The organism is Micromonospora cynarisoli (assembly GCF_030518815.1).
Lineage (GTDB): Bacteria > Actinomycetota > Actinomycetes > Mycobacteriales > Micromonosporaceae > Micromonospora > Micromonospora wenchangensis.
The window spans coordinates 5454579-5479834 of sequence record NZ_CP130426.1 but is presented as its reverse complement, the minus strand read 5'-3'; the positions used below and the strand labels follow the sequence as shown (position 1 = coordinate 5479834).

The 25256-nt window shown below is 73.4% G+C and carries 25 protein-coding genes, 1 pseudogene and 1 riboswitch; of the genes and pseudogenes, 12 read left to right on the top strand and 14 right to left on the bottom strand.

All coding sequences use genetic code 11. From position 1 onward, the window contains the following. The first annotated feature begins 62 nt into the window (after positions 1–62). Positions 63–193: riboswitch (cyclic di-AMP (ydaO/yuaA leader) on the top strand. Positions 194–197: 4 nt separating this feature from the next. Further along, complete coding sequence (locus Q2K16_RS24125; protein WP_302740372.1) at positions 198–1223, top strand: coiled-coil domain-containing protein; 1026 nt, start codon at positions 198–200, stop codon at positions 1221–1223. A gap of 99 nt (positions 1224–1322) precedes the next feature. Here Q2K16_RS24125 and Q2K16_RS24120 read toward each other — a convergent pair whose 3' ends face one another. Further along, positions 1323–1994: a carbonic anhydrase gene (locus tag Q2K16_RS24120; protein WP_302740370.1), complete on the bottom strand. Its 672-nt coding sequence runs from the start codon at positions 1992–1994 to the stop codon at positions 1323–1325. Positions 1995–2240: 246 nt separating this feature from the next. Between Q2K16_RS24120 and Q2K16_RS24115 the strand changes: the two genes are divergently transcribed. From Q2K16_RS24115 to Q2K16_RS24090, 6 genes are all read left to right on the top strand, one after another. Further along, the gene (locus tag Q2K16_RS24115) at positions 2241–2567 is read left to right on the top strand and encodes a helix-turn-helix transcriptional regulator (protein ID WP_302740368.1); all 327 of its coding nucleotides are present in this window, start codon (positions 2241–2243) and stop codon (positions 2565–2567) included. Positions 2568–2866: 299 nt separating this feature from the next. Continuing rightward, on the top strand, positions 2867–3223 hold the full coding sequence (locus Q2K16_RS24110) for a hypothetical protein (protein WP_302740367.1): 357 nt from the start codon (positions 2867–2869) through the stop codon (positions 3221–3223). Positions 3224–3438: 215 nt separating this feature from the next. After that, the gene (locus Q2K16_RS24105; protein ID WP_302740366.1) at positions 3439–4236 is read left to right on the top strand and encodes a hypothetical protein; all 798 of its coding nucleotides are present in this window, start codon (positions 3439–3441) and stop codon (positions 4234–4236) included. A gap of 78 nt (positions 4237–4314) precedes the next feature. Beyond that, entirely contained in the window at positions 4315–4665 is a 351-nt protein-coding gene (locus Q2K16_RS24100; RefSeq protein ID WP_302740364.1) for a DUF1232 domain-containing protein, read from the top strand. A gap of 46 nt (positions 4666–4711) precedes the next feature. Next, complete coding sequence (locus Q2K16_RS24095) at positions 4712–5164, top strand: TIGR03618 family F420-dependent PPOX class oxidoreductase (protein WP_302740362.1); 453 nt, start codon at positions 4712–4714, stop codon at positions 5162–5164. Positions 5165–5314: 150 nt separating this feature from the next. Next, the gene (locus tag Q2K16_RS24090) at positions 5315–5917 is read left to right on the top strand and encodes a hemerythrin domain-containing protein (RefSeq protein ID WP_302740360.1); all 603 of its coding nucleotides are present in this window, start codon (positions 5315–5317) and stop codon (positions 5915–5917) included. A gap of 54 nt (positions 5918–5971) precedes the next feature. On the opposite strand, the gene Q2K16_RS24085 is transcribed toward Q2K16_RS24090, so the two are convergent. From Q2K16_RS24085 to Q2K16_RS24075, 3 genes and pseudogenes are all read right to left on the bottom strand, one after another. Next, positions 5972–6202 carry a ferredoxin gene (locus Q2K16_RS24085; protein WP_302740359.1) on the bottom strand — a complete coding sequence of 77 codons (231 nt, stop codon included), beginning with the start codon at positions 6200–6202 and terminating at the stop codon, positions 5972–5974. A 20-nt stretch (positions 6203–6222) separates the two neighbouring features. Beyond that, positions 6223–7431 (bottom strand): cytochrome P450, encoded by a 1209-nt coding sequence (locus Q2K16_RS24080; RefSeq protein WP_302740357.1) that lies wholly within the window; start codon positions 7429–7431, stop codon positions 6223–6225. Positions 7432–7616: 185 nt separating this feature from the next. Continuing rightward, positions 7617–7778: pseudogene (locus tag Q2K16_RS24075) on the bottom strand (antitoxin); the annotation flags it as partial. A gap of 109 nt (positions 7779–7887) precedes the next feature. Here Q2K16_RS24075 and Q2K16_RS24070 point away from each other — a divergent pair. Both Q2K16_RS24070 and Q2K16_RS24065 read left to right on the top strand, forming a co-directional pair. Then, complete coding sequence (locus Q2K16_RS24070) at positions 7888–9375, top strand: NF041680 family putative transposase (protein WP_302740355.1); 1488 nt, start codon at positions 7888–7890, stop codon at positions 9373–9375. Positions 9376–9667: 292 nt separating this feature from the next. After that, positions 9668–10834 carry an AI-2E family transporter gene (locus Q2K16_RS24065; RefSeq protein ID WP_302740353.1) on the top strand — a complete coding sequence of 389 codons (1167 nt, stop codon included), beginning with the start codon at positions 9668–9670 and terminating at the stop codon, positions 10832–10834. 100 nt (positions 10835–10934) lie between these two features. Here Q2K16_RS24065 and Q2K16_RS24060 read toward each other — a convergent pair whose 3' ends face one another. Beyond that, entirely contained in the window at positions 10935–11591 is a 657-nt protein-coding gene (locus Q2K16_RS24060; protein ID WP_302740351.1) for a dienelactone hydrolase family protein, read from the bottom strand. A gap of 124 nt (positions 11592–11715) precedes the next feature. On the opposite strand from Q2K16_RS24060, the gene Q2K16_RS24055 reads away from it, so the two are divergent. From Q2K16_RS24055 to Q2K16_RS24045, 3 genes are all read left to right on the top strand, one after another. Further along, a complete protein-coding gene (locus Q2K16_RS24055; RefSeq protein ID WP_088643569.1) occupies positions 11716–12108 on the top strand; it encodes a MerR family transcriptional regulator in 393 nt (130 codons plus the stop codon). Next, positions 12078–12425, top strand: coding sequence for a thioredoxin family protein (locus Q2K16_RS24050; RefSeq protein WP_302740350.1), 348 nt, complete (start codon positions 12078–12080; stop codon positions 12423–12425). Before Q2K16_RS24055 ends, Q2K16_RS24050 begins: the two co-directional genes overlap by 31 nt. A 96-nt stretch (positions 12426–12521) precedes the next feature. Then, entirely contained in the window at positions 12522–12701 is a 180-nt protein-coding gene (locus tag Q2K16_RS24045; RefSeq protein WP_145917639.1) for a hypothetical protein, read from the top strand. 63 nt (positions 12702–12764) lie between these two features. On the opposite strand, the gene Q2K16_RS24040 is transcribed toward Q2K16_RS24045, so the two are convergent. The 9 genes from Q2K16_RS24040 to Q2K16_RS24000 form a co-directional block, all read right to left on the bottom strand. Continuing rightward, positions 12765–15137, bottom strand: a complete 2373-nt coding sequence (locus Q2K16_RS24040; protein WP_302740347.1) for a glycoside hydrolase family 65 protein — start codon at positions 15135–15137, stop codon at positions 12765–12767. After that, complete coding sequence (locus Q2K16_RS24035) at positions 15134–15883, bottom strand: beta-phosphoglucomutase family hydrolase (RefSeq protein ID WP_302740346.1); 750 nt, start codon at positions 15881–15883, stop codon at positions 15134–15136. Before Q2K16_RS24035 ends, Q2K16_RS24040 begins: the two co-directional genes overlap by 4 nt. A 49-nt stretch (positions 15884–15932) precedes the next feature. After that, positions 15933–16400, bottom strand: a complete 468-nt coding sequence (locus Q2K16_RS24030) for a DUF4442 domain-containing protein (RefSeq protein ID WP_302740344.1) — start codon at positions 16398–16400, stop codon at positions 15933–15935. 145 nt (positions 16401–16545) lie between these two features. After that, on the bottom strand, positions 16546–17850 hold the full coding sequence (locus tag Q2K16_RS24025) for an ABC transporter ATP-binding protein (protein WP_302740342.1): 1305 nt from the start codon (positions 17848–17850) through the stop codon (positions 16546–16548). Positions 17851–17986: 136 nt separating this feature from the next. Then, complete coding sequence (locus tag Q2K16_RS24020) at positions 17987–20161, bottom strand: bifunctional glycosyltransferase/CDP-glycerol:glycerophosphate glycerophosphotransferase (RefSeq protein ID WP_302740341.1); 2175 nt, start codon at positions 20159–20161, stop codon at positions 17987–17989. A 17-nt stretch (positions 20162–20178) separates the two neighbouring features. Beyond that, positions 20179–22143 (bottom strand): DUF5941 domain-containing protein, encoded by a 1965-nt coding sequence (locus tag Q2K16_RS24015; RefSeq protein WP_302740339.1) that lies wholly within the window; start codon positions 22141–22143, stop codon positions 20179–20181. Continuing rightward, entirely contained in the window at positions 22140–22880 is a 741-nt protein-coding gene (locus Q2K16_RS24010; RefSeq protein WP_088643539.1) for an ABC transporter ATP-binding protein, read from the bottom strand. Before Q2K16_RS24010 ends, Q2K16_RS24015 begins: the two co-directional genes overlap by 4 nt. Further along, positions 22881–23708 carry an ABC transporter permease gene (locus tag Q2K16_RS24005; RefSeq protein WP_302740335.1) on the bottom strand — a complete coding sequence of 276 codons (828 nt, stop codon included), beginning with the start codon at positions 23706–23708 and terminating at the stop codon, positions 22881–22883. A gap of 59 nt (positions 23709–23767) precedes the next feature. Next, a complete protein-coding gene (locus tag Q2K16_RS24000) occupies positions 23768–25138 on the bottom strand; it encodes an L-serine ammonia-lyase (RefSeq protein WP_302740333.1) in 1371 nt (456 codons plus the stop codon). Between the last annotated feature and the right edge of the window lie 118 nt (positions 25139–25256).

Genomic DNA, 25256 nt, shown 5'->3' with positions numbered 1-25256 from the left:
CCCCGGTACGACTCTCGGGTAACCTCGCTGCCGGTCACCGCCGAAGGCGCCCACCGGTGCCAGCGGTGCCACCGCCCAATCGCCGTACGGCGAACCGGGGAACCGAGCACCTGGGGTGAATCCGCGCCAGCGGTAGGGGCCACTTCCGTCCCGAACCCGTCAGCTAACCCGGTCGGCGGTCGACGGAAGGGAAAACTGTGACGGCACCCCTACGCCGCTGGCTGACGCCGGCAGTGGCCGTACTCGCCGCCCTGGCGATCGTCGCCGGACCGGCCGCCGCCCCCGTGACGGCCGCGCCCAACGCGCCCACCCCCTCGGGGCACGAGGAGGACGACGAGCCGAAGCTCCTCACCGACGTCATCGAGGCCACCAACCGGGAGTACTCGGCGGCGAAGAACCGGTTGGAGAAGTCCAAGAAGCGTCAGCTCCAGCTCGCCATCGAGGTGGAGAAGGCGGAGCAGGAACTGGCGGCGCTGGCCCCCCAGGTCACCGAGATCGCCGCCCAGTCGTACCGGACGGGTCGGGTCGGCGCGGTCGCCGCGCTGCTGGAGAGCGACGCGCCGGACGCCTTCGTCCGCCGGGCCGCCGCCCTGGACGAGCTGAACATGGTCAACGCCGGCAAGCTGGCCGAGGTCAACGAGGCCAAGAGCCGGGCCGAGAACGCCAAGCTCGCCCTCGACGCCGAGGTACGCGAGCAGCAGAAGCAGACCAACCTGATGGCCAAGAAGAAGACCGAGGCCGACAAGGCGCTGGCCCTGGTCGGCGGCCGGGGCTTCACCGGTGGCCTGGTCGACGCGACGTCCCCGGTGGCCCGGATCGCCCCCGGCCAGACCGCCGACGGCGGGTGGCGCGGCGAGTCGTGCAGCGAGAACGACCCGACCACGTCCGGCTGCGTCACGCCGCGCACGCTGCACATGTACAAGGAGGTCAAGCGGGCCGGTTTCAACCGGTTCGTCGGCTGCTACCGCCCCGGTGGGCCCTGGGAGCACCCCAAGGGCAAGGCGTGCGACTGGTCGTTGCAGAAGAGCGGGTTCAGCCCGTGGCACAACAACGACACCCGGATGTACGGCAACAACCTCGCCGCGTTCCTGATCCGCAACTCGGACCGGCTGGGCATCTACTACGTGATCTGGAACCGGCAGATCTGGTTCCCGGCCAACGGCTGGAGTTCGTACTCGGGGCCGTCCAACCACACCGACCACGTCCACGTGTCACTGCTGTAGCGCCCGTGATCGACACCGGGGCGACACCGGTGCGATCGAGCCGATCATGACGAAGGCCGCCCGGCTGAGCCAGGCGGCCTTCGTCATGCGTGGCGCGCGTCAGGAGGCGACGGCCGCCGGTGTGGAACCGGCCGGCACGACCGGCGCGGGGGCCGCAGCGACGGGCTCGGGGGTCGGGGCGACCTGGTGGACCTCACCGGCGGCGAGCCGGTAGGACATGCCGACCACCGCGCACCGGCCGGCGGCCACCTCGGCGGCGATCACCGGGGAGTTGCCGAGCAGCACCTCGACGGTCTGCGCGATGTGGATGTCGACGATCCCGTCGATGTCGTGCACCCCCTGCTGGGCCGCGCGGCGCAGGCTCGGCCCGACGGCGGCGACCACCGAGTAGAGGTGCCCCGGAGGCTGGGTGCCGGTACGGGCCGCGTCCCGGGCCGCCTGCACGGCACCGCAGGAGTCGTGCCCGAGGACCACCACCAGCGGGGTGCCGAGCACCGTCACCGCGTACTCCACGCTGCCGAGCACCTCGGGCCCGGCGGTGTGCCCGGCGGTCCGGACCACGAAGAGGTCACCGAGCCCCCGGTCGAAGATGATCTCGGCGGCGAGCCGGGAGTCGGAGCAGCCGACGATGACGGCGAAGGGATGCTGGCCGTCGGCCACGGCGGTGCGGTGCCCGGCGTCCTGGTTGGGATGGCGGGGCGCCCCGGCGACGAAACGCCTGTTGCCGGCCTGCAACTCGGCCAGCGCCTGGGTCGGAGTGATCGGGGCCATTGCCTCACCTCGGTCCGGAATCGCACCTGGTCACGCCGGCCGGCGGCGACGACGGCCGTGCCCCCACGGTCACACGCAGCTAAAGGTACGTCAAGATTTCGTGATACACGTTTCAGGCGTCGGTCGGCGCGGTGTCGACGGCGTGTCGAACCCGGGCGCGCACCGGGTCGGCGGGTGACCGACCCCACCGGCCGGGCGCGACCGTCGGGGCGGCCGACGACCGGTCTCCCAGGAACGGGCCATACGATGGCCGTCATGGCGACAGGCGGCACGGGAAGCACCCGGAACTGGACGTTCCTCACCAACCACGGCCACGTGCTGCTCGCCATCGCCCGCAACCCCACCGCCCGCCTCCGGGACGTCGCCGACGAGGTCGGGGTGACCGAACGGGCCGCCCAGGCGATCGTCGCGGACCTGGAGTCCGGCGGCTACCTGCGGCGGACCCGGGTCGGCCGGCGCAACGAGTACACGCTCAACCCGAGCGGTCACTTCCGGCACCCCGCCGAGGCCAACCGCCAGGTCGGCGACCTGCTCGCCCTCTTCACCCCCGACCAGGCCGACCCCGACGCCTGAGCCCCCGGGCCCGGCAAGGACGCCGACGGCCCCGCGTAGCGCTCGACGTCGACGTCGGTCACCGGGGTGAGCGGTCCGGTGTCGACGGTCGGCGGGACGTCGCGCCGTCGGCGGAACCGCCCGGACCCACCGGCCGGAAACTGTCGGCGTCCTCATCGCCGTCGATGCATCCAGGCGCAGGTCAGGGGCCGCAACCCTGGCGGGAGCGGTCCGTCCACACGGCACACCGTGGCCCGACTCACTCCTCCGGCCGGGTCACCGCCGCTGCGCGGACGGCCGGTCGGGGATAGGTTGGACTGGTGATCCGCGCAGCCTCCACCCCGCCCGTCTGGGTGTCGAGGCTGCGCGACCTGACCCGGCTGGCGGTCACCGCGCTGGTGCTCGCCGCCGGCCTCGGCGGGTTCCTCGCCGTCACCGGTGGCCCGGCCGCCGCAGCCACCCGACCGTCCGTGGTGACCTCGCGGGTGGCGACGCTGCCCGCCGACGCCCGGCCGGCCGACGATCGGGCCGACACCCGGCCCGACGACGGGTCCCTCCGGCCCCAGCCGCCGACGCCCACCGACGGTGCCGCCGCCCGGCCCGTCGCGCCGGCCGCCGGGGCGACGCCGGACCCGGCCCGGGACGCCACCGGCCGGCGCGGCCCGCCCCGGAGCTGAGCCGCGCGGCACCTGCGCGCCCGTCCGGCCACGACCGGAGCACGCCGACCGCGACCGACCCCGGTCGGTCCGACGGCGGTCCGGGCAGAACCGATCCGATTCGGTCCCGGCAGATCCGACCCGGCCCACCCGTCGCAGGACGCGCCGCGCACAGCTCCCGCCCCGCTGCCGGGCCCCCGTCCGTCCACATCGTTGTCCACCGTGAGGTGTTGGTGATGCAGACCGTCTTCTCCGCCGTCCTGCCCGATGTCCCCGCCGCCGCCGCGATCTGGTTGATCCTGCTCGCCTTCGCCGCCGTCGCCGTCGCGGCCCTGGTGGTCCGGCCCGGCCGGCTCCGGCTGGCGGTGGCCGGCCGGTTCCGCGACGCCGCCCTGCCCGACGACCCGGAACGGGCCGAGCAGGACCGGGAGCACACCCGGTACGCCGAGGAGGTCGCCGTGGCGGCCGACCGGGCCGGCACCACCGCGGGCCGGCTGCGGGCCGAGTGGCTCGCCACCCAGGACGAGGTCGAGGCGGCCTGGACGGCCCTGGAGGCGGCCGAGGCGCACCTGCGCCGGCTCGCCGCCGCCGCGGTCATGCCCCTGCCGCACACCGGCCAGACCCCGGCCGAGTACGCCGACCGGGAACGTTGGCTGCACCGGGCCGCCCAGGAGGCGCACCGGCGGGGTGAGCTGTCGGACGCGCAGCTCGCCGACGTCCTCGCCCACCGTGCCGGCTGGGACCCGCGCCGGCACCCGGTGGAGCAGGAACTGGTGCTGCGCCGCGCGGCCCGGGACCATCTGGCGGCCCGGCACCGGGCGGCGGTCGCCCGGGAACAGGCGGCCTGGCGGGCCGCCGACCTGGCCGGCGCGGCGGCCCGCAGCCTGCGCGACGAGGCGTTCGCCGCGCGGGAGCGTCGACCGGAGCGGGCCGAGTCGGTGCTGCCGATGCCGGAGGCCCCGCGACCCTCGACGGACACCACCCGGGAGAACCCGGTCGTGGCACGCGGCCGGGCCGCCGTCGCCGCCTACTGACCCGCCCCGGCGGCGGACGACGGCGCGGCGTGCCCCGGACGGCGGCGCGACGCGCGGCGCTGCACTAGCGTTGCGGGCATGTCCCGGGAGATGTGGGCGCTCGTCGTCGTCGGCGCGATCCTGGCGTTGGCGACACTTGTCGGCGCGATCCTGCTGGCGGTACGGGTGGTCCGCACCCGACGACTGCTCGGCACGCTCGGCGTGAGCGGCAAGGTGGCGTTCTACGGCGCGCTGATCTACACGATCTGCCCGGTCGACCTTCTGCCCGACCCGATCTACCTCGACGACATGGGCGTGCTGGCCGGGGCGTTGATCTATCTGACCCGCCTGGCCCACCGCCGCCGGGCCGCCGGCCGCAGCCTGCCCGGCCAGCCCGGTCGGACGGGTGTCCCGCCCGGTCCGGACCGGTCCCGCCGAACCGTGTCATGATCGGGGCCGGGCCGGGGCCACGCCGTCCCTGGGACGGGGGACGGACATGGCCGGCAGGCATCGGTTGGACCCGTACGACGAGCGGGCCCTCACGTTCTGCCGCGAGCGGCACCTGGCCACGCTGACCACCCTGCGGCCCGACGGCACGCCGCACGTCGTACCGGTCGGGCTGACCTACGACCCGGCGGCCGGGCTGGCCCGGGTGATCACGTCCGCCGGTGCGGCGAAGGCCCGGTACGTCGCCGCCGCCGGTGCGGCGGGGGTCCCGGTGGCGGCGTGCCACCTCGACGGCCGCTGGTGGCTGACCATCGAGGGCCGGGCAATGCTGCGGACCGACGCCGCAGCGGTGGCCGAGGCCGAGCGCCGGTACGCCGAGCGCTACCGCCCGCCGCGCCCGAACCCGGAGCGGGTGGTCATCGAGATCGGCGTGACCCGCCTGCTCGGCTCCCTCCCGCCACCCGCGTCGGGACATCACCGACCGGCGCGACAGGACCGGTAGGCACGCGACGGGCTGGTCGCTGACCGCCGCCAACCGGCGGGCGGGCTCGACAGGTGGCGGTTCATCGACGGTGATGGGTTCGGGTGGCCCGCGGTGGGTACAGGCTCCGGCCAGGAGCCGATCCGTCCGCAACCGGTAAGGGGCACCGAGATGAGCGACCTACAGGCCACCACGGCTCGGGACGTGGTGGACGTCCTGACCGCCGACCACCACGAGATCGAGGCGATCTTCGTGGAGCTGGAGAACCCGCAGGGCACCGCCGAGCACCGTCGTCGGCTGGCCGACGTGCTGATCGCCGAGCTGGTCCGGCACGCGGTCGCCGAGGAGATGTACGTCTACCCGACCGCCCGCCGGGCCCTGCCCGACGGCGACCGACTCGCCGAACACGAGATCGCCGAACACGCCGCCGCCGAGCGGACGCTGAAGGAACTGGAGCCGCTGGACCCGTCCGACGCCCGCTTCGAGCCGTTGATCAGCCACCTGGCGAAGTCCATCCGGCACCACGTACGGGAGGAGGAGTCGGAGCTGTTCCCCCGGCTGCGGGCGGCGGTCGCCCACGAGGAGCTGGTGGAGCTGGCCGACCGGGTGCGGGCGGCGAAGGGGCACCTGCCGACCCGCCCGCACCCCGGCGCACCGGACCACCCGCCGGCGAACCGGCTGCTCAACCCCGGCGCCGGGCTGGTCGACCGGATCAGGGACACGCTGAGCGGGCGACCGACCAGCCGGGCCGAGCTGCACGACGGGCAGGACTGACCGTCGACGGTGGTCACCTCCGGGGACCCCGCCGGAGGTGACCACCGGGACCGGTCACGGTTCCGGGGCAACCCGGCTGCCGTCCCCCACGTCGGAGACGACGATCGCCTCCATCGGGCAGGACTCGGCGGCGTCCAGCACCGCGTCCGCCGGCTCGATCCGCTCGGCGACCGGCTGGGACAACCCGTCGACCAGGACGAAGTGGGCCGGGGCGTAGCTCGCGCAGATCCCCGCACCGATGCACCGGGTCGGGTCCACGTGCACCCGCCAGCCGGTCTCCCCCATCTGCCTCACCGTCCTTTCCGTCACCAGCTCACGGGCAACGCCGTCAGGCCCCGGACCAGCAGGCCGCTCTTCCAGGTCAGGGCCGCCGTGGGCACCGCCAGCCGCAGGCCCGGGGTGCGGGCCAGCAGCGTCTCCAGGACCACCTGGAGCTCCATCCGGGCCAGTTGGGCCCCGATGCAGTGGTGCGGGCCGTGACCGAAGGCGAGGTGCGGGTTCGTCTCCCGGTCGAGGACGAGCCGGTCGGCGTCGGGGAAGACGTTCTCGTCCCGGTTGGCCGAGGGGATGGAGACCAGCACCGGTTCCCCGGCGCGGACCAGCACCCCACCCAGTTCGACATCCTCCAGGGCGTACCTGGCGAACGCGGAGGTCGCGCCGAGCGGGATGAACCGCAGCAGTTCCTCCACGGCGGACGGCACCAGGGACGGCTCGTCGAGCAGCCGCTGCCAGACGTCGGGCTCGGTGAGCAGGACGTAGACCAGGTTGGGGATCTGGGTGACGGTGGTCTCGTGGCCGGCGGCCAGCAGGCCCGCCGCCAGGCGTACCATCTCGTCCTCGGTGAGCCGGTCGGCGTTCTCGTCGCGGGCCCGGACCATCGCCCCGATCAGGTCGTCGGTGGGGGTCACCCGCCGCTGGGCGATCAGCCCCGCCATGTACGACAGCAGCTGGTCGAGGTAGCTCTGCGCCACCTCCGGCCGGAGCGAGGTGGTCGACACGATCGCCTCGGACCAGGTGTGGAACCGGTCCTGGTCGGTGACCGGCACCCCGAGCAGGTCGCAGATGACCCGGATCGGCAGCGGGGTGGCGACGTGGGCGACCAGGTCGGCCGGCGACCCGGCGGCGATCATGCCGGCGACGAGTTCGTCGGCCAGTTCGCGGGTGCGCGGGCGCAGTTCCTCGACCCGCCTGGCGGTGAACGCCTTGGCCGCCAGCCGCCGCAGCCGGCTGTGCTCGGGCGGGTCCATCCCGAGGATGCCGGACTCCCGCTGGTAGGGGACGCTGCGCGGCTCGTCCCGGCCGACGGCGGCGGCCCGGCTGAACCGCGGATCACCCAGCACGGTCCGCACGTCCGCGTACCGGGTGGCTAGCCAGGCCGGCTCCCCGAACGGGAGTCGCACCCGGACCAGCGGTTCGTCGCGGCGCAGCCCGGCGTAGCGGGGGTCGACGTCGAGCCGGTGCGGATCGCTGAACGGATACGGCCGGGCCTGCGTGGCGTGCGTTGTCTCGGTCACCGGGGATGCTCCCTCTCCTTGACGGCCCGCGGGCTCGCGTGCCGACCCACTCCACACGACTCCACGGTGAGTCATGCCCCGAATGCGGATAGTAGCGAGAGTCCTCGATGGTTACCAGAGGTGACCAGACCTTGACACGACGATGCCGGGCCACCCCGTACGGGTGACCCGGCAGTCGGAACGGCTCAGCGACCCTGGTCGCCCTCACCGGTACGCGCCTGGGCCGCGTCGACACCCTTGTCGATCTGCTCGTCGTACCTGCCGCCGGTCCGCTTGTCGGCGTAGTCCCCGGCCTTGTCGAGTCCCTGGTCGACCTGCTTGTCGTGCTTGTCCGCGAAGTCCTTGCTTGATCTTTAACCCGGGGTCGGTTGCATCGACCCTGGCTGATCATGGCCGCAGCCCTTGATCGATCATTCCTCTTGTCTAGGGAAGAAGATCGGGACCAAGGGCTGCGGGATGATCAGTGTGCATGACGCCGAGCGTGGAAGCGCGGTTGGGGACCTTGCGACGTTCCGTACGGAACTGCATCGCTGTCTGAGCGCCAGAGCTGATGCGCTGTTCGAGTTGGCCGACGCGGTGTTGTGCGCGGACGGGCCTGTACGGTCGCTGCCGGCCTTGTCCCTGGTGGCGGAGCACCGTCGAGGTCACGGCGCGTTGTACGACGCGCTTGGCGCCGGTCGGATCGATGTGCAGCGGTTGCGGACCGTGGTGGCGTCGATGCCGATTCCACGGGCCGCCGACGGGCGGATCGTCCTGGCCGTGGATGTCACCTGCTGGCTGCGGCCGGAAGCGCACACCGTGCCGGAGCGGATCCTGTGCCACACCTACGGCCGTGGCAAAGACCAGCACATCGGGGTGCCAGGCTGGCCGTACTCGTTCGTGGTGGCCCTGGAGTCCGGGCGCAGTTCGTGGACCGCGCCGCTGGACGCGGTCCGGCTGGCCCCGGGCACCGAGCTGGCCGCGGTCACCGCCGAGCAGCTGCGCGCGGTGGTGGACCGGCTGATCGCCGCCGGGCACTGGCAGCCCGGTGACCCAGCGGTCTGGGTGGTGATGGATGCCGGCTACGACGCGGCCCGGCTGGCCTGGCTGCTACGGGACCTACCGGTACGCGTCCTGGCCCGGATGCGATCCGACCGGGTGCTGCGCCGCCCGCCGGGGCCATGGATACCGGGCCCCAAGTGCGGTCGGCCACCACGGCATGGTAGCGAGTTCATCTTCGGCGACCCGGCCAGCTGGGGCACCCCGGACGTCACCACCGTGACCGAGACCCGTCTCTACGGCACCGCGACCGCCCGTGCCTGGCACCGGCTGCACCCCAGGCTGACCCGCCGCGCCGCCTGGGCCGACTGCCCCGAGCTGCCCATCCTGGAAGGCACCCTCATCCGCCTGGACGTGCAACGACTGCCCTCCGGCGCGACCGCGAAGCCGGTCTGGCTGTGGTGGTTCACCGGCCTCGGCCACCAGCGCGGCGGCGACAACCCCGACCCGACCATGATCGACCTGCTGTGGCAGGCGTTCCTACGCCGTTTCGACATCGAGCACACCTTCCGGCTGCTCAAGCAGACCCTCGGCTGGTGCGTGCCGAAACTCCGCGACCCGCACGCCGCCGACCGCTGGACCTGGCTGATCATCGCCGCCTACACCCAGCTACGGCTGGCCCGCCCCCTCGCCGCCGACCTGCGTCGCCCCTGGGAACGACCCGCCCCACCCGAACGGCTCACCCCCGCCCGAGTCCGCCGCGGATTCCGGCACCTGCGCGCCAACAGCCCCTGTCCCGCCGGCGCACCGAAACCCACCCGACCAGGACCCGGCCGCCCACCCGGACAACCCAACCGCCATCCCACCCGCCGCTACGACGTCCACATCGTCACCAGCAGCACGACCGGGAAGACAACCCCTTCGAAGAAGAAGTCGGCCAATCCCCGACCACGCCGCACAGGTTAAAGATCAAGCTTGGCCTTGTTCATGAAGTCGCTCATGGTGCCTCCTCGTCCTCGGGCCTCTGCGTTCCCCGTGCCCGGGGACACAAACCCCACCGGGGACAGGCGGCCGGCGCGGAGCCGGCGGAGAACACCCCCGCAGGCACCTGCCGAGCGGCCCGACAGGATCGCGTGGGCAGCGCCGTCCGGGTTCGACAGTCCTGAACGGAACCGACCGGCCGGCACGGCGTTGAGCACCGGGTGTCGCGGCCGGCCCGGTCGGGTATCGACCCCGCCGAGACCGAGGAGGAACCGACGTGGCCGAGGACGGTGCCGGGCGTACGCCCGAGGTGACGGCTGCGGGCGCCCGCCCCAGCCCACGGCAGGCCTGGGCGGCGCTGCCCTGGCTGGTCCGCACGGCGGTGGTGTGGAGCGCCTGCCTGGTGGTCGTGGTGTTCGGCTGCTACCTGCTGGGCCGGGTGGCGGTGCTGCTCGCGCCGCTGGCGATCGCGGTGGCGGTCACCCTCTTCCTCACCGCGCTGCTCGACCCGGTGCTGCTGGCCCTGCGCCGGCTGCGGGTACCGGCCGCGCTCGCCGCGCTGCTGAGCGTCCTGCTGCTGCTCGGGGTGCTGGTCGGGGTGGGGGTGCTGGTGTGGAACCTGACCGCCGCCCAGTTCGGTGAGCTGAGCCAGCAGCTCGACGAGGGGTTGCAACGCTCCCGCGACTTCGTCACCGAGACCCTGCCGGTCAGTGACGCCCAACTCGACAAGCTGATCGGGCAGGTCCGCGACGGCCTGGGCGGCAGCACCCCCGACCCGGTCGGCGGGGCCCGTACGGCGACCGAGGCGCTCGGCTCCACCCTGCTCGCCCTGGTGCTGCTGTTCTTCCTGCTCAAGGACGGCCGGTCGATGTGGCACTGGGTGCTGCGCCGGATGACCGGGCCGAACCGTACGGTGGCCGCCGAGGCGGGCCGGGTCGGCTGGCGCACCCTCGGCTCGTACAGCCGGGGCACGATGATCATCGCGGCCATCGACGCGATCGGTATCGGGCTGGCGCTGGTGCTGCTCGGGGTGCCGTTGGCGCTGCCCCTGGCACTGATCACCTTCCTCGGCGGTTTCGTGCCGATCATCGGGGCGACGGTGGCCGGCGCGGTCGCCGTCCTGGTGGCGTTGGCCGCGAACGGGCCGACCACGGCGCTGCTGGTGCTGGCGGCGGTGATCGCCGTGCAGCAGGTCGAGGGCAACCTGCTGGAACCGTTGATCATGAAGCGGCAGGTGCAGTTGCACCCGGCGGTGATCCTGGTGGTGGTCACCGCGGGCACGCTGATCGCCGGCATCGCCGGGGCCTTCGTGTCGGTGCCGATCGCGGCGGTCGCCTACCGGGTGGTCGACACCGTCCAGCGGCACCGGGAGCAGGTCGCGGCGGCCCCGCCGGACGACCGCCCGCACCACCGCCGCGACGAGCCCCCCGCCACCCCGGCCTGACCCCCACCCGACCGCCAAGATCCGTCCAGGGGGACGATGTTGTGGTGTCCCGAGGGCCCGGACACCACAACATCGCCCCCCTTGCACACCAGCCGGTGCGTCAGGCGGGGACGGGGAGGTGGCGGGTGAACCAGTCGGCGGCGGCGTCGGCCACCTGGTCGAGCGTGCCGGGCTCCTCGAACAGGTGACCGGCGCCGGACACCACGCGCAGTTCGTGCGGAGCGGCGAGCACCTCGGCGGCCTGCTCGTTCACCGTGATCACCTGATCGTCGAGACCGCCCACCAGCAGCAGCGTCGGAGCGCGTACCCCGGACAGGGCGGGGCCGGCCAGATCCGGCCGGCCGCCCCGGGACACCACGGCGGCGACCCGCTGCGGGCGGGCGGCGGCGGCCACCAGGGCGGCGGCGGCCCCGGTGCTCGCCCCGAACAGGCCGACCGGCAGCCGGCCCAGCGTGGGTTGGGCGGCGAGCCAGTCGAGGGTGCCGGTGAGCCGGTCGGCCAGCAGGTCGATGTCGAAGCGCCACTGCGCGGTCCGGGCGTCGTCCGCGTCCTCCTCGGCGGTGAGCAGGTCCACCAGCACGGTCACCAGCCGACGACGCTGGAGCACCCGGGCCACCGCCACGTTGCGCGGGCTGTGCCGGGAACTGCCGCTGCCGTGGGCGAAGAGCACCACCCCCGTCGCGTCGTCCGGCCCGTCGACGTCCGCCGGCAGCCTGACCTCCCCCAGCGACACCGTCGCCTCGGCGCGTACCCCCATGGTGGTGCCCCTTCCCGCTCGCCGGCCGGTGGCGGTTACCCACCCGGTGGCCGCTCTCACTTGTTGCCTTGACACCGGCGGCAAGGTCTAGCGTGACGCCGGGAACGCCGGCGAGGAGGTCGGGATGCTGATCGGCGAACTGGCGCAGCGGGCCGGCACGAGCACCCGCACGCTGCGCTACTACGAGACACACGGGTTGGTCCGGCCCCGTCGCTCGGCGAACGGCTACCGGGTGTACGACGAGGCCGAACTGCGGGTGGTGCACGAGATCCGGGCGCTGCTCGCGGTCGGCTTCGGCCTCGACGACATCCGGCCCTTCGTGGCCTGTCTCCGGGCCGGCCACGCCTCCGGGGACGTCTGCCCCGACTCGGTGGCGGTGCTGCGCCGCAAGCTGGCCGAGGTGGACGCCTACCTCGACCGGCTCGGCACGGTCCGCCGCCGGCTGCACGACCAGCTCACCCAGGCCATCGCACAACGGGAGGAAACATGCCTCAGGACACGGCAGCGCACCGGTTGACCGCCGTCACCGACGCCACCTTCGCCGACACGGTGCTGTCCGCCGACAGGCCGGTGGTGGTCGACTTCTGGGCGGACTGGTGCCCGCCCTGCGTGGGCACCTCGCGGCACCTCGCCGAGCTGGCCGATGAGTTCGGCGACCGGCTGCGGGTGGTCGCCCTGGACACCGACGCGAACCCCGCCACCACCCGGGCGTACGGGGTGATGTCGCTGCCCACCATGCTGGTGTTCGTCGGCGGGCAGGTGGCCGGCTCGATCGTCGGCGCCCGCCCGCAGAACCACCTGCGCCTCGCCTTCGCCCGCCACCTCGACACCTGACGGACCCACGCCCGTCGGCGGTTTGCGGGGGTTTCCGGCGGGAAGACGCGCGGGACACCGGCGCAGCCGCGCCCCGCACGGATCACGAGGTTCGCCATGGCCAAGCGGAAGGCACGTCAGCAGACCCGGACCATCGAGCAGGACCGCCCCGAGCCGGACGCCGGGCACGAGCCCGACTGGGCCGACGAGGCGGCGCAGGCGCGTACCCCCGAGGACCCTCGGGCGGTCGCCCCGCGCGACGCCGGTGGCCGTCCTTCCAACGGCCCCCAGTTCTGACCCGCCGATCAGCTGCGGGTGGAGGGTCGTCGTCACGGCCGTGACGACGACCCTTCGGCGGGGTCAGCCGGGGGACTCGGGCAGGCGCAGCAGCGGGGCCCGGCCGGGCGGCTGTTCCGGTGCCGGGCCGCTCTCGTGACGCTGCGGCACCGGTACGGTCACCGGGGCGGCGGAGGTCACCCGGACGCTCTCGCCGTGGTGCCGCAGCTCCATCACCGTGTCCGGGCCGCCGTTGCGCAGCGAGTACGTCGTCTGGTGCGGCCGGACGTCCACCCGCAGCCGCATCGACCGCCACTGCAACGAGAACTCCAACCGGCTCAACCGGCTGGACAGCCGGGGGGCGAACGACAGCTCGCCGTCGTGGTCGCGTAGCCCGCCGAAGCCGGCCACCAACGCGATCCAGGCCCCCGCCAGCGACGCCATGTGCACGCCGTCGCGGGTGTTCTCGTTGAGGTCGTGCAGGTCCATCAGCGCGGCTTCCCGCAGGTAGCTGTGCGCCAGCTCGGGGTGGCCCACCTCGGCCGCGAGCACCGCCTGGGTGCAGGCCGACAGGGACGAGTCCCGCACGGTACGCCGCTCGTAGTAGAGGAAGTTGCGCAGCTTCTGCGCGTCGGTGAAGGCGTCCCCCCGCCAGTGCATGGCCAGCACCAGGTCGGCCTGCTTGACCACCTGCTTGCGGTACAGGTCGAAGTACGGGTAGTGCAGCAGTAGCGGGTACTTCTCGGTCGGGGTGTGCGCGAAGTCCCACTCCTGGAGCCGGGTGAACCCCTCCACCTGCTCGTGCACGTCGAGGTCCTCGTCGTACGGGAGGTGCATGGCGGTGGCGGCGTCGCGCCACTCGGCCGCCTCCTCCTCGGACACCCCGAGGTCGAGGGCCTCGTCGCGCAGGCGCATCGCGCAGTCGGCGGCGGTGAGCAGGTTCCGCTGCGCCATCAGGTTGGTGTAGATGTTGTCGTTCTTGACGGCGGTGTACTCGTCGGGGCCGGTCACCCCGTCGATGTGGAACCGGCCGTACCGGTCGTGGTGGCCCAGGGAACGCCACAGCCGGGCCGTCTCCACCAGCAGTTCCAGGCCGATGTCCCGTTCCAGTTGCTCGTCGCCGGTGACCAGGACGTAGCGGCGCAGCGCGTCGGAGACGTCGGCGGCGATGTGGAAGGCGGCGGTGCCGGCCGGCCAGTACGCCGAGGACTCCGGCCCCTCGATGGTGCGCCACGGGAACGCCGCGCCGGCCAGGTTCAACGTCCGGGCCCGCTCCCGGGCCTGCTCCAGGGTGGCGTGCCGCCAGTACAGGGCGTCGCGTACCGCGCTGGGCTGGGTGTACGTCAGGACCGGCAGCACGAACATCTCGGTGTCCCAGAACGCGTGCCCGTCGTAGCCGGGACCGGTGAGCCCCTTGGCGGAGATCGGCCGGCGTTCGGCCCGCGCCCCGGCCTGGAGCACGTGGAACAGTCCGAACCGGACGGCCTGCTGCACCTCCGGGTCGCCCTCGACCCGGACGTCGGCGGCGTCCCAGAACCCGTCGAGGTAGCCACGCTGCTCCCGGTACAGCCCGTCCCAGCCGGCCAGCCGGGCGGCGGCCAGCGCCGCGCCGACCTGGTCACGCAGCGCCGGCAGGGAACGCCGGCTGGACCAGCCGTACGCGAGGTACTTGACCACGCGCAGCGTCTCGCCGGGCTGGAGCACGCAGCCGACGGTGGTCCGCACCCAGTCCTCGTACCCCTCGGACTCGATGGTGGTGCGGCTCGGGGCGTCGACGTCGTGGCCCATGCCGGCGGCCACCCGCAATCCGCTGACCTTGGTTCGGTGGATGAGCAGGCCGCCGTCGTCGGTGGTCAGCTCCTCCTCGGCCTGCAACGGCGACTCCAGCACGGCGGCGACCCGGGGGTCGCGGCTCTGCGCCGGCAGGTTCTCGTTGGCGACCAGCTCGGACTGGAGGATCAGCCGCAGCGGACCGCTGACCGCCTCCACCTCGTAGTGGATCGCGGCGACCGACCGTTGGGTGAAGGAGACCAGCCGGGTGCTGCGGACCTTCACCTCCCGGCCGGCGGGCGAGCGCCAGTGCATCTCCCGGTGCAGGGTGCCGGCCCGCAGGTCGAGGACCCGTTCGTGGCTGAGCAGCTCGCCGTAGCGCAGGTCGAGCGGTTCGTCGTCGACGAGCAGCCGGATCAGCTTGCCGTTGGTGACGTTGACGATGGTCTGCCCCGACTCGGGGAACCCGAACCCGGCCTCCGCGTACGGCAGCGGACGCAGCTCGTAGAACGAGTTCAGGTAGGTGCCGGGCAGGCCGTGCGGCTCGCCCTCGTCGAGGTTGCCGCGCAGTCCGATGTGGCCGTTGGAGAGCGCGAACACCGACTCGGACTGGGCCAGCACGTCCATGTCGAGGCGGGTCTCCCGGATGTGCCACGGCTCGACCGGGTAGGCGCGTTCCCTGATCATGCGGCCGGCCCGCGCAGCAGCTCGGCGAGGTCGGTGACCACCACGTCGGCGCCGTGGGCGCGCAGTTCGTCGGCCTGGCCGACCCGGTCCACCCCGATCACGTGGCCGAACCCGCCGGCCCGGCCGGCGGCCACCCCGGCCAGCGCGTCCTCGAACACGGCCGCGTCGGCGGGGGCCACCCCGAGCAGCTCGGCGGCGGCGAGGAAGGTGTCCGGGTGCGGTTTGCCGCGCAACCCCTCGGCGCGGGCGACCAGCCCGTCGACGCGTACCTCCAGCAGCGGTTCCAGGCCGGCGGCGGCGACCACGTCGCGGCAGTTGGCGCTGGCCGAGACCACCGCGCGGCGCAACCCGGCCTGCTCGGCCGCCTTCAGGTAGGCCACCGACCCGGGGTACGCCGCCACGCCGTCGTGGTGGATCCGGTCCAGCAGGACGACGTTCTTGCGGTTGCCGACCCCGTTGACGGTCTCCGCGCCGGGCGGGTCGTCGGGGCTCCCCTCGGGCAGGGTGATGCCCCGGGAGGCGAGGAAGGACCGCACCCCGTCGGCGCGCGGTCTCCCGTCGACGTACCGGTTGTAGTCCGGGCCGGGGTCGAACGGCCGGAACGGTTCGCCGCCGGCCTCGGCGTGCCGGCGCAGCAGGTCGTCGAAGGTCTGTTTCCAGGCGGCGTTGTGCACCTTGGCGGTCTGGGTCAGCACGCCGTCGAGGTCGAAGAGGCAGGCGGTCACATGAGCAGGTAGGCCCAGCACGCTACGAATCTATCCAGCGCCCCACCCGGGCAAACCCCCGCCACGCGGGTCAGCGGTGCGGGCGCAGCGTCCACAGGACGGTCATGGTGGCGGTGACGGTGCCGTCGGGGGTGCCGATCTCCACCGCCACCGGGAACTCGGGGCGCTGCCCGGCGTCCAGCTCAGCGAGCACCTCGGCCGGGGGACGACCGAGCCGTGCGGTGGCCCGCACCTCCCCCATCGCCACCCGCCGGTACGCGATGTCGGCCCGTACGGCCAGCGGCACCGCCCGGTCGAGCACCTGCCCGAACGCGGCCATCACCACCGCGCCGGAGGCGGTCTCGCCGAGGGTGAACATGGCGCCGGCGTGCGGGCCGCCGACGTGGTTGTGGGTGGCCGGCGAGTCGGGCAGCCGGACGACGGCCCGGACCCCACCCTCGGCCTCGGGCGCGACCTCGACGAACTCGAAGCCGAGCGTGCGGGCGAACGGGACGGCCCGGAGCACCCCGGCCGCCACCTCGCGGGAGTCAACGGTCATGACCCTGACGTTACCCGCGGGTAAAATACCCCGCCAAGGCGGCGCATGGTTCCCGCCATGTCGCTGGGATTGTGGCATCGGGACCTGCGTATACCGCAATTCCAGCGACATGGCCCGACCACACCGGGCACGCGCGGCGGCCGGCTCAGCGCCAGCCGACGTCGATCCGGTCGCCGCGTTCGTCGAAGAAGTGCAGGGCGTCCATCCGGACCGCGACCGCCATCGGGTGCCCCGCCGAGATCGCCGGGTACGGGGCCAGCCGGACCGCCAGTTCGGCCGGGCGGCGGTGGTGCCGGCCGGGATCGTTCAGCACGCTGGTGCGGTTGCCGCCGGGCGTCCGGTCGACCTCCTCCGGGTCGGTGGCCCGCCCGGTGAGCCGGGACATGACCTGACCGAACCGGCGCAGCCCGCGCTGGCCGGGGGCCGCGTCGTCGGTCGGGGCGCTCATCTCGTCGACCATGATGGCGGTGGCGCCGATGTCGAGGAAGGCCAGCGACTCGTGCCCGTGGTGCTCCAGGTAACGCACCCGGCCCTGGAGCACGTCGCCGGGGGTGTCCGGGGCGACCGGGGTGAGCGCCTCGGCCCGCATCCCGACCACGATCCGCTCGCCGTGGTAGTGCGCCACCGCCCGGCTGCGGATGTCGTCCCACGGCAGGTAGAGCGCCTGGTCACCGAGGGTCAGCGTGACGTACCGGTCGAGGTGGACGTAGACCGACGCCTCCAGCAGGTTCATCCGGGGGCTGCCGAGGAAGGCGGCCACGTAGAGGGTCGCCGGCCGGCCGTACACCTGGGTGGGGGTGCCGACGTCCTGGAGCACGCCCTTGCGCATGATGGCCACCCGGTCGGCCATGGTCAGCGCCTCGGCCTGGTCGTGGGTGACATAGATGGTGGTGACGCCCAGCTCGCGGGTCAGCGCGGAGATCTCGGCGCGCAGCTCGGCGCGCAGCCCGCTGTCCAGGTTGGACAGCGGCTCGTCCATCAGGAAAAGCCCCGGCCGGCGGACGATCGCCCGACCCATCGCCACCCGCTGCCGCTGGCCGCCGGAGAGCTGGCTCGGCTTGCGGCCGAGCACGTCGCCGATGCCGAGCGCGCTCGCCACGTCCTGCACCCGCTCGCCCCGGGGCACCGGCTCGACGCCGGACAGCTTGAGCGGGAAGCCGATGTTGTCGCCGACGGACATGTGCGGGTAGAGCGCGAAGTCCTGGAAGACCATGGCGATCTTCCGGTCGCGCGGCGGCAGGTCGTTGGCGACCTCACCGTCGAGCATCACCGCGCCGCTGGTCGGCTCCGCCAGGCCCGCGATCATCCGCAACACGGTCGACTTCCCGCAACCGGACGGGCCCAGCAGCACCATGAACTCCCCGTCGACGACGTCGAGACTGACGTTGTCGACGGCAATTGTCCCGTCCGGGAATACCTTTGTTACGTCCTTCAGCGCGACGGTGGTCACCGTCTCCTCCCCCAGCTTGGCCGAACCCCGGGGTTGACTGTGACGAGCATCATCGGGTTAGCACATCGGGTAAACGTGCCATGTTCGACTGATGACAGCCCTATTACGGGCCAGTACGGCGATCCGCCCGGAAACCTCACCCCGGCTCGTCGAGAAACACCCGCCGGACCACCCGTTCCGCCGCGTGTCCGTCGTCCCAGCCGCAGAACCGCTCCCGGAACGCCAGCCGGGCCCGCTCGGCCGACGCCCCGGTCACCGCGCCGGAGCGGAAGACCTCCCGCAGCTCGTCGAAGGTCAGCGCGACCGCGCCCGGCGGCTCGGCGGTGACGTCGAAGTAGACCCCCCGGGCCAGCCGGTAGGCGTCGTGGTCCGGCGCGTAGACCACGATCGGCCGGTCCAGCACCGCGTAGTCGAACATCGCCGACGAGTAGTCGGTGACCAGCACGTCGGCGGCCAGGTAGAGGTCCTCCACGGTGCCGACGTCGCTGACGTCGACCACCCGCCCCCCGGCCCGCCGCCGGGCCCGGCCCTCCCGGTCGTGGAAGTAGTGGCTGCGCACCAGCAACCGACCGGCCGGCCCGAGCACGTCCAGCAGCCGGTACGGGTCGAACGGCGGCCGGTAGCCGGGCAGGTGCTCCCGGTGGGTCGGCGCGTACAGCACCACCCGATCGTCCGGGGCGATCCCGAGCCCGGCCCGGACCGCGCGGACCTCCTCGGCGGTGGCGGTGACCAGCCGGTCGTTGCGCGGATAGCCCACCTCCAACCTGACGTAGTCCGCCGGGTAGGCGCGGTCCCACATCTGGGTGGAGAACGCGTTGGAGGTGATGCTGTAGTCCCAGCGGTCCACCCGGCGCAGCAGCCCCGCGAAGTCCATCCCGACCGCGCCGAGCGGATACCGCTGCTGGTCCAGCCCCATCACCTTGACCGGGGTGCCGTGGTGGGTCTGCACGTGCACCTGGCCGGGGCGCTTGCGGACGAAGTCCGGGAAGTTGACGTTGTTGACCAGCCAGCGGGCCCGCGCCAGCACCCGCTGGGCGTCGCGGGTGCCGGCGACGACGTACTCGGTGCCGGGCGGGAGGGTGTCGACCCGGTCCCGGCGGACGATCCACACCCCCCGGACCTGCGGGGCGAGCCGGCGGGCGGCGGCGTGCACCGCCGCCGGGTTGCAGGCGTAGCCCCGGTACCAGTAGGCGGCGTAGACGGCGAGCGTCGGGTCGATCGGCCGGCGCAGCTCGGCCCGGTAGTACTCGTGCAGCAGCGCGTCCCGGGCCAGCCGCGCGGTGCGCCGGGCCACCGGCCGGACCCGCCGGCCGGTCACCCGCGCGCGCTCCCGGGCCTGGTTGACGGTGCGCAACGCGCTGAAGGTGTGCCACCTGCCGGCGGCGACCAGCCGGTGCTTGAGCCCGTCCCCGCCGTCCGGCACCGGGTAGCCGCCGGGCGGGCGGAAGCGCCTGTGGTCGGCGGTGATCCGTCGGAAGAACGCCTGCCGCAGCGCGGGGGCGATCCGGTCGCCGTTGCCGAGCACTGTCAGGTAGTGCCAGATCATCCGCTCGAACACCACCGGGCGCAGGCCGGCCAGGTCGGGCCGCCCGTCGAGGAAGGCGAACACCCGGTGCCACTGCTCGAAGACCTCGAAGTGCCGGCCGTCGACGGTCCGGGTGATCGCGCCGGCCCGACGCTGCCGGTAGTGCACGCAAACCCGGTCGAGCACGCCGATCCGCCCGGCGGCCAGCAGCACCGGGTAGCTGAACGCGACGTCCTCGTACCAGCCGGGGGCGAAGCGCAGCCCGAGGCCGGTCAGGAACTCCCGCCGGACCAGCCGGTTCCAGGCGGTGTGCAGCAGGCGCAGGGCCTCGGGCCGCTCCGCCAGCCGGAACGTCGCCTCGCCCGGCGGGTCGGGGAAGACCTCCGGCAGGGCGCTGCGGGTGGCGCGCTCGTCCCAGTGCACCCGGACGTGGTCGACCAGCAGCACGTCGGGGCGGGTGGCGGTGAGCCGGTCGGCGACCTCGGGCAGGCAGTCGGGGGCGAGCCGGTCGTCGCCGTCGAGGAACCAGACGTACTCGCCGGTGGCCCGGTCCAGCCCGACGTTGCGGGCCGGACCGAGCCCGACGTTGCGCGGCAGGCGTACCGCGTGGACCCGGGGGTCGCGGGCGGCGTACTCGTCGAGGATGTCGCCGCAGGCGTCCGGGGAGGCGTCGTCGACCCCGATCACCTCGATGTCCCGGTACGGCTGGCCGAGCAGCGAGTCCAGGCACTCGCGCAGGTAGCCCTGCACCCGGAAGGCCGGTACGACGAAGCTGATCAGCGTCATCCGGCCGCCCCCGTTCGTCAGCCCGGCGAGGCACCCCGCACGGGTACGGCCGCCGCCCGGCCCGCGCGGGCCGGCAGGACGACCCAGGCCAGCACGACACTCGCCACGAACACCACCAGAAGGTACGTACCGATTGTAGCCATGGCAGGGGCGGCAAATCCGGCGATCGCCGCCACCGCCAGCAGCACCGAACGGCCCTCCCAGCCCAGCGTCCAGACGTGCAACGGCGGGGCCGCCTGCCGCTTCTCCAACCGGGCGGTCAGGTCGTAGTGGTGCACGGTCAGCACGAAGACGTACCCGAAGACCAGCCAGGCCGGCACCCCGCCGACCACCCCGACCACGGCGGCGAACAGGTACTCGCCGGCCCGCAGCGCCGCCGGCACCAGCCAGTCCAGCGGCCCGTTGTGCGCCGCGCCCGCACCCAGCCCGGCGACCAGCAGCAGCACCAGCGCCACCGGCAGCCACCAGCGCAGGCCGCCCGGGTCGCCGTCGCCGGCCGCCCGGAGCAACCCCACCACCAGCAGCACCGCCGGCCCGAGCGCCCCGAGCACCGCTAGGGTCAACGGCCCCATCGGGCGGACCACCGGCAGCCGGGCCGCCACCGGCCCGTCGTCGCGGTGCAGCGTCGCGTCGACGGTGTCCAGCACCGGCACCCACATCCAGCGCGCCCGCAGGGTCCGCAACGCGCCCGTGTAACCGAACGCCAGCACCCCCCACACCAGCACCGCGACCAGGCTGACCAGCGGCCCGAACAGCGCGGCGGTGACCGCGATCAGCGCCCACCGCTCGCCGATCGGGAAGACCACCGTCCGCTTCAGCCAGTACGACACCGAGCCGGTGTCCGCCTGCACCCGGGTCGAGGCGGCGTTCAGCTTCCCGCCGATCCCCCCGGCGGCCGGGCCGGCCGGGCGGGGACGCCGGGCCGCCTCGTCGTGCAGCACCCCGTACCAGGCGTCGGTCATGTGCCTGACGGTCTGCAAGATCATCGCGGCGATGGCCAGCGCCCAGCCGTACCGGAACCCGGCGTGCGTCGCGCCGTAGCCCAGCCCCGCGTAGACCAGGTACTCCTTGGCCCGGTCGGCCATCGTGTCCAGCCAGCCGCCCCAGGCGCTGAAGTGCCTGGTGTAGCGGGCCAGCTGCCCGTCCACGCAGTCCAGCACGAATCCCAGGTAGAGCAGGACCGCGCCGGCCACCAGGGCGGCCCGCCCACCGGCACCGAAGAGCACCGCCGCGACCACCGCGAACAGCACCGAGATCATGGTGACCCCGGTCGGCGTCAGGCCCAGCTGGGCGCACACCTTCGTCACGGACGGCGACCAGGTGCTGACGAAGTAGGTGGTGAAGAAGTCGTCCCGTTCCTTCACCGACAGCCGTAGCTGCGCCCGGTCCTCGTCCACCCCGGCCAGGGCCGTCTCGGCGGCGGCCAGCCCGGCCGGATCGGCGACCCGGTGCGCCACGAGCAGGCGTACCCGGTGGGCGAAGGTCAGGGTGCCGAGGTCGGTGAGCGCGGCGAACAGCCGGTCCACGGCGGCACCGGCCGCCGGGGCGACGGCCGCCGAGCGGGCGGCGGCGGCCAGCGCCGGCAGGTCGTCCGCGCCGACCCGCAGCGCGCCGCCGAAGACGCCGGTGGCGTCGGGCAGCTCCGGGCCGGCGTCGACCACCTGCCCGCGCTCCTCGCGGACCAGCGTCCGACCGGCCGCCGGCGGATCGGTGAGCACCAGGGCCACCGTCGGGCCGACCGGGCTGGTCGCCAGGTGCCGCAGTACGGCGGTGTGCGCGACCAGGTCGCCCCCGGTGACCAGGACCGGGCCGGTGACGGTGTCCACCAGGGCGGCCAGCGCGGGCAGGTCGGCGACGGTGTGCACCCGGTCCGCCCCGGCCCGGCGCAACTGCCAGGCGAGCCGGTCGGCAAGCGGCTCGCCCGTGCCGGTGGGCAGCCCCGCAGCCGGCGCACCGGCAGCGAGCACGATCGCCACGGTCATCGCGGCACCGCGGCGTGGTACGCGTCGAGCGCCTCGGCGACCGTCCCGTCCACGGTCAGCCGCCCGCCGTCGAGGTAGAGCCCCCGACGGCAGAACCGGGTCAGGTCCTTCTCGTTGTGTGACACCAGCACCAAGGTGCGCCCCTCCGCGAGCAGTCGGTCGATCGTCGAGTAACACTTCTGGCGGAACTCCGCGTCGCCCACCGCGGTCACCTCGTCCATCAGCAGGATCGGGTGCGGCAGGTGCGAGATGATCGCGAACCCGAGCCGCACCTTCATCCCCGACGAGTAGTGCCGCACCGAGGTGTCGATGGCCCGTTCCACCTGCTCGCCGGCGAACCCGACGATGTCGTCGAAGTGCCGCCGCAGGTAGCCCGTGGAGAGTCCGTGCAGCCCGCCGACCAGGTAGAGGTTCTCCCGGCCGGTCAGGTCGTTGGAGAAGCCGGCGGAGAGTTCCAGCAGCGGCGCGACGTCACCGGAGACGGTGATCCGCCCCTCGTCGGGGATGAGCACCCCGGCGATCAGCCGCAGCAGGGTGCTCTTGCCGGTGCCGTTGCGCCCGATCACCCCGAGCGTGTCGCCCGGCGCGACGGTGAACGAGACGTCCCGCAGCGGCCAGAACTGCCCGGTGGCGGCCCGGCCGCCCCGGTGGATGAACAGCTCCCGCAGCCGGAGCTGCCGACGCCGGTTGCGGACGAACCGGATGCCGAGCCCCTGCGCCTCGATGATCGGCGGCACCTACAGTTCCTTCAGCACGGCCGGTTCGAGCCGGCGGAACGCCCACCAGCCGGCGGCCAGCACCAGCAGGCTCCCGGCGATCGTGGTGGTCAGCAGTCGGGCGTCGGGGAACTCGTCCGGGTACCAGATGGCGTGCTGGAGCTGGAAGATTCCGACCAGCGGGTTCAGCTCGTACGCCACCTTCACCCAGCCCGGCATGCCCGACTCCCGGACCAGGCTCAACGGGTAGATGATCGGGGTGGCGTAGAACAGCACCCGGATGACCAGCCGCATGAACCGCTCCACGTCACGCATCAGCACGTTCACCGCCGACAGCAGCAGGGCCAGCCCGATCAGCAGGGTGGCCTGCACGGCGACGGCCAGCGGCAGGCTCAGCAGCGACCAGCCCAGCGTGATCCGCCCCGGTACGGCGTACGCGACCGCGACGGCCAGCAGGATCGGCAGGCCGGCGACGTACTCGGCGAACCGGCCGGTGACCCGGCCGATCGGGAAGACCTGCCGGGGCACGTTCATCGTGGTGATCAGGCGGGACTGCCCGGTCAGCGCGTTGGTCGCCTCGCTCAGCGCCGAACTCGTCCACATCCAGGCGAAGATGCCGGTGATCAGGAACAGCGGGTACGACCCGGCGGCCTCGCCGAGGTGCCGGTTGGTCGGCCCGGAGTAGAGCACCCCGAAGACGAAGAAGTAGATCGCGCCCATCCCCAGCGGCTCGATCAGCGACCACAGGTAGCCGAGCACGGACTGCTGGTACTTCACCGCGAGATCGCGTCTGACCAGGATGCGCAGCGAGTTGCGGTGCGACCACAACGCCGTGACGCCTGCGGTCACCGTCGCCTCCCGCCTGACAACAACGGACGACAGGTTAGCAGTCGGTGAACGAACGCCCCTCAGCACTCGATCACGTTGACGGCCAGGCCGCCGCGTGCCGTCTCCTTGTACTTGACCTTCATGTCCGCCCCGGTCTCGCGCATGGTCTTGATGACCTTGTCGAGCGAGACGTGGTGCACCCCGTCGCCGCGCAGCGCGAGCCGGGCCGCCGTGATCGCCTTGATGCTAGCCACCGCGTTGCGCTCGATGCAGGGGATCTGCACCAGCCCCCCGACCGGGTCGCAGGTCAACCCGAGGTTGTGCTCCATGCCGATCTCGGCGGCGTTCTCCACCTGCTCGGGGGTGCCGCCGAGCGCCTCGGCCAGCCCGGCGGCGGCCATCGAGCACGCCGAGCCGACCTCGCCCTGGCAGCCCACCTCGGCCCCGGAGATCGAGGCGTTCTCCTTGAACAGCACCCCGATCGCCCCGGCGGCCAGCAGGAACCGCACCACCCCCTCGTCGGAGGCGTCCGGCACGAACCGGGTGTAGTAGTGCAGCACCGCCGGGATGATCCCGGCCGCGCCGTTCGTCGGGGCGGTCACCACCCGGCCGCCGGCGGCGTTCTCCTCGTTGACCGCGAGCGCGAACAGGGTCACCCAGTCCATCGCGCGCAGCGGGTCGGCCGCGCCCGCGTCGGCCTCCAGGCTGCGGCGCAGCTCGGCGGCGCGCCGCCGGACCCGCAACCCGCCCGGGAGTACGCCGTCGCGGGTGCCGCCCCGGGCCACGCACTCCCGCATCACCCGCCAGATGTCCAGCAGCCCCGCCCGCACGTCCGGCCCGCTGCGCCAGGACAGCTCGTTGGCGAGCATCACCCCGCTGATCGGCAGGCCGGTGCCGGCGGTGACGTCGAGCAGTTCGGCACCGGTGGAGAAGGGGTGCGGCACGGCGGTGGTGTCCGCGGTGATCCGGTCCGCCCCGGCCGCCGCCTCGTCCACCACGAACCCGCCACCGACCGAGTAGTACGTCCGGCTGCGTACCTGCGCGCCCGCGGCGTCCCAGGCCGAGAAGACCATCCCGTTCGGGTGGTACGGCAGCGACCGGCGGCGGTGCAGCACCAGGTCCCGGTCCGGTTCGAAGTCGATCTCCTGGCTGCCGAGCAGGGCGAGTCGGCGGCGGGCGCGGATCTCGGCGACCCGGGGGCCGACGCTGTCGGTGTCCACCGTCTCCGGGCTCTCACCGGCCAGGCCGAGCAGCACCGCCCGGTCGCTGCCGTGGCCGTGGCCGGTGGCGCCCAGGGACCCGAACAACTCGGCCCCGACCCGGGCGACGCTGTGCAGCAGGCCGTCGGCCTTCAGCCCGGTGACGAAGGTGCGACCGGCCCGCATCGGGCCCACCGTGTGGGAGCTGGACGGGCCGATGCCGACACTGAAGAGGTCGAAGACACTGATCATCGCTGCGCTTCCTCGCCGTCGCCCCGGTGGTGCCGGGTCCGGCCGGGTCCGTGGCCGCCGGGGTCCCCGGTGACCTGCTGATCCCGCCCGGGGTGGGGGCGGTGTCGATCGGCGAGCC

Coding starts and splice junctions, on each gene's coding strand:
- Q2K16_RS24120 (WP_302740370.1), bottom strand. CDS start 1,994: ATGGCCCCGATCACTCCGACCCAGGCGCTGGCCGAGTTGCAGGCCGGC.
- Q2K16_RS24115 (WP_302740368.1), top strand. CDS start 2,241: ATGGCCGTCATGGCGACAGGCGGCACGGGAAGCACCCGGAACTGGACG.
- Q2K16_RS24105 (WP_302740366.1), top strand. CDS start 3,439: ATGCAGACCGTCTTCTCCGCCGTCCTGCCCGATGTCCCCGCCGCCGCC.
- Q2K16_RS24100 (WP_302740364.1), top strand. CDS start 4,315: ATGTCCCGGGAGATGTGGGCGCTCGTCGTCGTCGGCGCGATCCTGGCG.
- Q2K16_RS24095 (WP_302740362.1), top strand. CDS start 4,712: ATGGCCGGCAGGCATCGGTTGGACCCGTACGACGAGCGGGCCCTCACG.
- Q2K16_RS24090 (WP_302740360.1), top strand. CDS start 5,315: ATGAGCGACCTACAGGCCACCACGGCTCGGGACGTGGTGGACGTCCTG.
- Q2K16_RS24085 (WP_302740359.1), bottom strand. CDS start 6,202: ATGGGGGAGACCGGCTGGCGGGTGCACGTGGACCCGACCCGGTGCATC.
- Q2K16_RS24070 (WP_302740355.1), top strand. CDS start 7,888: ATGATCAGTGTGCATGACGCCGAGCGTGGAAGCGCGGTTGGGGACCTT.
- Q2K16_RS24060 (WP_302740351.1), bottom strand. CDS start 11,591: ATGGGGGTACGCGCCGAGGCGACGGTGTCGCTGGGGGAGGTCAGGCTG.
- Q2K16_RS24055 (WP_088643569.1), top strand. CDS start 11,716: ATGCTGATCGGCGAACTGGCGCAGCGGGCCGGCACGAGCACCCGCACG.
- Q2K16_RS24050 (WP_302740350.1), top strand. CDS start 12,078: ATGCCTCAGGACACGGCAGCGCACCGGTTGACCGCCGTCACCGACGCC.
- Q2K16_RS24045 (WP_145917639.1), top strand. CDS start 12,522: ATGGCCAAGCGGAAGGCACGTCAGCAGACCCGGACCATCGAGCAGGAC.
- Q2K16_RS24040 (WP_302740347.1), bottom strand. CDS start 15,137: ATGATCAGGGAACGCGCCTACCCGGTCGAGCCGTGGCACATCCGGGAG.
- Q2K16_RS24030 (WP_302740344.1), bottom strand. CDS start 16,400: ATGACCGTTGACTCCCGCGAGGTGGCGGCCGGGGTGCTCCGGGCCGTC.
- Q2K16_RS24020 (WP_302740341.1), bottom strand. CDS start 20,161: ATGACGCTGATCAGCTTCGTCGTACCGGCCTTCCGGGTGCAGGGCTAC.
- Q2K16_RS24015 (WP_302740339.1), bottom strand. CDS start 22,143: ATGACCGTGGCGATCGTGCTCGCTGCCGGTGCGCCGGCTGCGGGGCTG.
- Q2K16_RS24000 (WP_302740333.1), bottom strand. CDS start 25,138: ATGATCAGTGTCTTCGACCTCTTCAGTGTCGGCATCGGCCCGTCCAGC.